At 59.9% G+C, this 6,335-nt stretch carries 4 protein-coding genes and 1 pseudogene; 1 reads left to right on the forward strand and 4 read right to left on the reverse strand.

What is annotated here, in order from left to right; all coding sequences use genetic code 11:
- Positions 1-271: pseudogene (locus tag QMB98_RS02910) on the forward strand (hypothetical protein); the annotation flags it as partial.
- A gap of 286 nt (positions 272-557) precedes the next feature.
- Here QMB98_RS02910 and QMB98_RS02915 read toward each other — a convergent pair.
- The 4 genes from QMB98_RS02915 to QMB98_RS02930 form a co-directional block, all read right to left on the reverse strand.
- Positions 558-812 (reverse strand): DUF3039 domain-containing protein, encoded by a 255-nt coding sequence (locus tag QMB98_RS02915; protein WP_371684151.1) that lies wholly within the window; start codon positions 810-812, stop codon positions 558-560.
- A gap of 60 nt (positions 813-872) precedes the next feature.
- Positions 873-1,154, reverse strand: a complete 282-nt coding sequence (locus QMB98_RS02920) for an HU family DNA-binding protein (RefSeq protein ID WP_371684152.1) — start codon at positions 1,152-1,154, stop codon at positions 873-875.
- 279 nt (positions 1,155-1,433) lie between these two features.
- Positions 1,434-3,002 carry an aspartate:alanine exchanger family transporter gene (locus QMB98_RS02925; protein WP_371684153.1) on the reverse strand — a complete coding sequence of 523 codons (1,569 nt, stop codon included), beginning with the start codon at positions 3,000-3,002 and terminating at the stop codon, positions 1,434-1,436.
- A gap of 293 nt (positions 3,003-3,295) precedes the next feature.
- Positions 3,296-6,247: a hypothetical protein gene (locus QMB98_RS02930; protein ID WP_371684154.1), complete on the reverse strand. Its 2,952-nt coding sequence runs from the start codon at positions 6,245-6,247 to the stop codon at positions 3,296-3,298.
- Positions 6,248-6,335 lie beyond the last annotated feature (88 nt).

Consider the following 6,335-nt stretch of genomic DNA (forward strand, 5'->3'; position numbering starts at 1 on the left):
CTCCTGGGCAGCGGCGGATTCCAAAACAAACTACACCCCCAATTATGAAGAGCCTTCAAACTACCGAACTGGTGAAACCACTGCGGCAGTCAAGATCCTCGTTGACCGAAATACCGACCTCGTTATTGGTGCGCACATGCTCGGACCCGAGTACTCGGAGCTCGTCAATGTTCTTGCCCTCGCCATGAAGCTCGGGCTCACAACCCAGCAACTGAAGACCGCAACCGCGGCATACCCCAGCGTCGGCACCGACCTCAGCTCAATGCTCTAAGTACAGGCCAGGCTCTGCGTACCGGTCAGAATTAGGGGGCCTCAACCATGACCCATGGGCCGACGGCAAAGGACTCAATGCACTGCCGGCGCGGCGGTCTTACTCGTGATGCAAGCAATTTGTGAGTAGCGCAAGCCCCCGCTTTCGAGAGCGGGATGGAATCTGCCGCGATGCTGGCGTGTGGTTGACCTGGCGCCCGAGAGGAAAAGGACTTGCTTCGGCGGCGACTTCCAGCGATACGCGATTGCGGCTACTTGTCGCCTTCCTGCTATTTGCATTTTGCCTGCTACTTGTCGCTTCCGCCGCCTTGCATCTGCGAGTAGATTTCCTTGCATTGCGGGCACACGGGGAAAGCCTCGGGATTGCGTACCGGGATCCACACCTTGCCGCAGAGCGCGATGACGGCCTTGCCTGTCACGGCGGACTCGGTCAGCTTGTTCTTGCGGACGTAGTGCGCGTAGCGCTCGTTGTCGCCCGGCTTGATCTGCTGCTCTTCGCGGGTCTCGGTGACGGAACCTGTGGACGGGGTTGCTTGGCTCATGGGGAAAATTATAGTGCTGGCCACCGTACGGTGGCCAGCACTCATGATCTTGGGTGAAGACTAGTTGGAGACAGCCTTCTTCAGGGCGGAGCCTGCGGAGAGCTTCACACCGTAACCTGCGGGGATCTCGATCTCCTCGCCGGTGCGGGGGTTGCGGCCCTTGCGAGCAGCGCGCTCGGTGCGTTCGATCGACATGAGGCCGGTGATCTTTACGGCTTCGCCAGCAGCGAGGGACTCAACGAGAACCTCCTGCAGTGCGGAGATAGCAGCATCGGCATCGGTCTTGGTCAGGTTCGCACGCTCAGCGATCTTGGCAATGAGCTCTGTACGGTTCAGGGACATATTGCCCACCTCTCATCAATTGTAATCATGGACCCGGTTAGGTCACTAGGTCGAGTGTAGCGGAATATTGGTGAAGACGCGCAATTTAACGCGGTAATTCACCGAATTCTCAGAATTCTCTCATCTTTGTTCAAGCCCAAAATGTTCTGCTTTGATGCATTTTGACCGATATAGTTTTTAATCCGCCTCACATGTCACGGGCACCGTCTCGCTCATGGCGAAAGCGGTGGCGCCGCGCCAAAACGCTCCGGCACTCGCTTCCCTTGCGTCTTCAGCTCGTTATATCGACAAAATTAGGTGGACGAGGAGGATCTTGACGAGGATGCCGAGGGCAAAAAGCGCGGCGTAACCGCTCTCAATTCTTTCGTCGTCCTTCCTGCTTGTTGCGTAGGAGAGGATTGCGGGCTGGCCGATCATGCCGGCGATGGCGCCGGCGGTGCGAGCACTCGACAGGCCTGACGCACGGCATGCCCCCAGCAGGCCGAAAGACGACACGAGGACAACGACGGCGGCAATGACGATTGCTGAGAGTCCCTGGCTCGTGAAGGCGGTGTCCATGAAGGCAGGGCCGGCGGCAATACCGACGGCTGCGAGGAAGATGAGCAGGCCCAGCTGACGGATGGTCAGGTTCGCGGCCTGCGGGATCTGCCAAATGATTGGTCCGGTGCGGTGGAGGGCGCCAAGGATCATGCCAACGATCAGTGGCCCGGCAGCCGCTCCGAGGGAGAACATAGAGTTACCGGGAAGGGAAATCTCGATCATGCCCAGGAGCAGGCCGAGCGCCATGCCAACGCCGACGGACAGCGCGGAGAAGGTGGAGACGTTACGGACCGAGTCACCAAAGAAGTCGGAGACCTCCGAGAGGGACTCTCTCGGTACGACGACGAGGGCGCGGTCACCCAGCTCGAGAATGAGGTCGTCGCGAGCCAACATCTCCAGGTCGCCGCGTTTCACACGGGTGACAACGCCACCGAAGCGAGCTGCAAGATTGAGCTCGGCAATCGTTCGGCCGGCAAGACTGTCGTTGGAGACAACCAAATGACGGAAGTCGACCTGTGCACGGTCGTTGGCAAGATGCTCGGGGATTCGCTCCCCCACCTGTTCGATAGCAGCATCGACAACGGGACCGGATCCGACGAAGAGGACTTCGTCGCCCTCGATGAGTTCTTCACCGGGCGAGATCACGCGGGTGCGGCCCTCGCGGCGCAGGTAGCTCATGCGGAGCTCCTGCTCAGAAAAACCCTTGACCCTGCGTACCGGCATGGGATTGCGCACGCGAACGGAGACCGCCTCAATGTCCTGACCGGCCAGCGAATCCGTATCCTTCTTACCTTCCCAGTCCCTGCCAACAATCCAGGCGACAACGAGGATCGCGAGGATCACGCCCGCGGGGTACCCGATGGCGTAGCCAACGGACGGTTCACCGGACGTCGTGACGGCGTTCGCTGCCGCGAGCGCAGGGGTGGACGTAAGGGAGCCGGAAAAGATACCGGAAACCATGTCGGGGCTGAGATTCATGACCTTGCCAAGTGCAATGGCACCCCCCGCAGCAACAATAAGGAACAGCGTCACCCATCCCATCATGGGGGCTTGTCGTTTGAGGTCCGCGAAGAAGGTTTGCCCCGCGGATAGCCCAACCATGTAGACAAAGAGAGCCAGCCCGAGCGACTGGATGAGGCCGAGAGAGCCACCGATGTCGGGGGCAAGCGAGCCGATGACGAGGCCGACGAAAAGTGCTCCTGCGGCACCGAGCCGGAGCGGCCCAAACGGCACCGCACCGAGGGCGGCGCCGAGGGCGACAACGATAAAGATGGTGAGCAGGGGTGCGCTCGAAAGCAGTTCGTTCACAGCCGTATTCCTCCAAAGGGTTCTACAGCTACGGTATCCCGTTCCGCCCACAAGTCGACATAAAGTGGCCGTTCTATCTCGCCCCAGGTTCTCTCACGAGTGGTTCCGCGAGTTCCTACGGAGCATCATTCACTCCCCGCTAGCCCTCACCCGAGAGAACGTGCCCCCGCTGGCACGCTAGGAGATGCAAATAGCGCTAGGCACCTATCTGCCGGAACGATGTTCTCCAACTGATCTATCCCCCAGTGTTCGTTCCTCAGTGTTCGTTCCCCAGTGACCGTAGCCCCATGGCGTTAACGGATGCTCTCGTCGAATTCTTTCGTGACGCGGTAGTCCTTGAAGTAGGGGGTGGCGTCCTCGTTTTGTTCGAACCATTCGAGTAGCCAGGTCTCGTGGGTGTCGCCTTCTTCGAAGTCGTACTCGTAGACGGCTGAGGGCAGTCCCTCGCTGTCGAGGTCAGTGGCCTCGTGAAGGTAACCAGAATCCGAGCCGAGGCAGATCATGACGGAGGAGTTCATGAGGACACCGCGGTCGTGGCTGTTGGCGATAACGTTCGGCGCTTGATCCATACGGGTGTAAAGGCCGTCGATGGTGTCGTCGTTGCACACCCCGTCAGTTGTGTAGATGAGCAGATGGACGGGAACGCCGAGCGCCCTAGTTTCGAGGATGTGCCGCAGTTCATCGGAGACCGGTTCACCGTCTTCGATGTAGGAAACCGACAGGGCGGGGCTACTGCCTCGCACTTCGACGGGAACTCGGGTGCGACCGTCCCCGATCATGTAGTTGACGACCTGGACACCGCTAAGGATCAGGACAATTGCTATCACCCAGGCGGCAATAGATGTGATGACTTCGCTCGCGGACTTCTCGTGGTAGCCCTGGAAGTAGCCGGAAATGTTTGTGAAGACGGCACGCAACCATCGGGTTGCCGATGTGTCGATGGAGAAGAAGGCCTGAGTGGCATCCTTTTCCCGGTGGACCTGCTGTACTGACTCCCCCGCGACAACACTCGGCGCTCCGGCGACACCGACCCCGATGTCGTCCGTGCGAGTAAGTGAGAACACGGGAGTATCGGCTAGTGTGCGCGCGTCCTCCAACATCACCGCCCGAGCATCCGCGGTTCTGAGCGAGTTCATTTCCTCGTGAGCATCGGCTTCCGCCTTTGCCAGATGATCATCACACTGGCCCTTGGCGAGGGCCTTGGTCTTGGTAGATTCCGCTATCTCGGACCGCTCCCCTGTCTCCGTGAGATCTGCTGAAGCGGACGGGGTCAGGGAGCGCAGGCGAGCTGTCTCGCTGCGCTCCCTCGCAATGGTGTCCAGAGCGCTGAGGGCCTTGGTGGGTGTGATCGTTCCTGCGGAGAGCTTCGGAGCGAGGGCAGAGATCTGCTCGATGGCTTCCTGCGAGTTGTCTCCAAGGGCAGCATAGATCACGGCACCTTCGTTTTCCCATGCTTGCGCCCACGTCCCCTCCATCCCCAGCACGGGCCTGATGCGCCACAGGGATTCGGCCTGCTCGCGTACCGTGCGAACGAGGGCGACTCGGGTTTCGATGGATAGCTCTTCACCGATGCCGTCGCCGAGGTGGTGGAGGTTCAGGTAGTCCGATTCCCAGGCGGCAAGGCGGGAGCTCGAATCATAGGTCGGATGGTCGGCTGCCACCATGGAGATCTCGAGGGTGAGGGCCTCTTCCGCGAGTGTCATCGCGGTCATGGAAGTCCTGACTTCATTCTCCCATCCCTTCTTCCTGCGGCTAATAACAAATGGCCTCATGGCAAGGGGGAGAAGAGCGGTGACGGCGGCGAAGGTGACGAGGGCGGCCAAGAGGGCGCCGGTCACGTTGGAGGAACCGGAGGTGATTGTTGATTCGCTCTCCTCAAAGCCCACTCCTCTCAGGCCGTTCGAGTATCCGGCAAAACCATCCCAGACCTGCGCCTCGATCGACGGATAAGTAGCGTTCATGGCGTCATAGAACTCGCCCCTGCCAGCGGAGTCCTCATCGACATCGATGGAGAGTTCGTACGACGTGTCGAAGCCCGACTGTTCGCCCGAGTCCGCGTACCAGATGGCAACCGTCTTCTCGTCGATCAGGCCGGCGTATTCATCGCCAATGGCTTCGAAGTATTCGGGGAAGATCTCAATGAGCCCCCTCTCATCAGGATATTCGTACTCGTCGAGCGGTAGCTCCTCCGGGGTTGTGAGCACCAGGTAGTCGGCGGGAGACAACAGTGGAATAGTCGACAGAGCATCCGCGAGAGCCTCCTCATCGTCAATAATGTTGGCGTCGTCGATGATCGTCACGCTGTCGGGAAGGTGGAGGACCTCATCGCCTTCGGGAATGCTGACGGCGTTGTTCCGCTCTGTTTCGCTCGGCACCAGCTCATCGGGGATCGTGATAGCAGCCTCGTCAGCATCCGAGATCACACCCTCCTCAACCGGATTGAGCCACAGATAGATACCGCCCGCACCGATGGCAACCGCCGCCGCAATCATGATGACGATTGGGGATACCGGGATCTTTAAGGAGTTGGCCCCCTGCGCAACCTTCGCCTCGGCGATACGCTCGGCCAGCTGCTGTTTCACCTTCTGGCTTGTCATCTTCTCGGAGGCCCTGGTCGCATTGGCTCTGCGGCTGGTGCGTCGCTTCGTCACGGTACCGCCGGCGGCAATCTCGAGCGTCCGGTAGCGGAACGGATCCTCAATCTCCGTCCTGCGGTCAAACTCTTTCCCATGCTCGGATTCGTAGGCTACATAAACGTGGTCGGCCACGGTCGCCAATTCGGTGGCAATCACGTCCATTGCAACAAGTCCCTCGGCCGAGGCATTCTTGCTCGCAACCTCAAGCTCACCAACAAGTACCGGCAGTCGCTTCGCGAGCCTCTTGTCCCCCGTTTCCTGAGCCAAAACGGCGGCTGCGTCAATCGCTGTTCGTAGCGTAGCAACGGACGGGTGACGAGACATGTCCCCCGCGCTCTTACCCCGGCGGAGTCTTTTCTTTGTCCGCTCGCTTCGCAGCACGTTCTCATCGGCCACAAGAGTTGCCTCGGCTTCTCTCACGACCGTAGCAATCCGATCGAGTCGGACAAGCGATGGGAGGTTGACCGGCTTGATCAGCTCCTCCCGGTCGAGGTGCTGGACCTCAAAGACGGCGCGCGCAAGGTCAATGTACCGGTGCCTGTACTGCACCACCCTCGCCTCCACGGTCTTCCCGTAGGAACCGGTCGTTGCGACACCGATGAGCTCCATGCCGTCCAGGGACTCGGTTGCCTCCCGGTAGGTATTGTCGCGCGTCAGACTATGTGGCAGGGGTAGTTAGTTGTTGAAATTACCCTTG

Source organism: Flaviflexus sp. (genome assembly GCF_041440645.1).
Taxonomy (GTDB): domain Bacteria; phylum Actinomycetota; class Actinomycetes; order Actinomycetales; family Actinomycetaceae; genus Flaviflexus.

Excerpts from the sequence above, each read along its gene's own strand:
- QMB98_RS02930 (WP_371684154.1), bottom strand. The coding sequence starts at position 6,247 with ATGGAGCTCATCGGTGTCGCAACGACCGGTTCCTACGGGAAGACCGTG.
- QMB98_RS02915 (WP_371684151.1), bottom strand. The coding sequence starts at position 812 with ATGAGCCAAGCAACCCCGTCCACAGGTTCCGTCACCGAGACCCGCGAA.
- QMB98_RS02920 (WP_371684152.1), bottom strand. The coding sequence starts at position 1,154 with ATGTCCCTGAACCGTACAGAGCTCATTGCCAAGATCGCTGAGCGTGCG.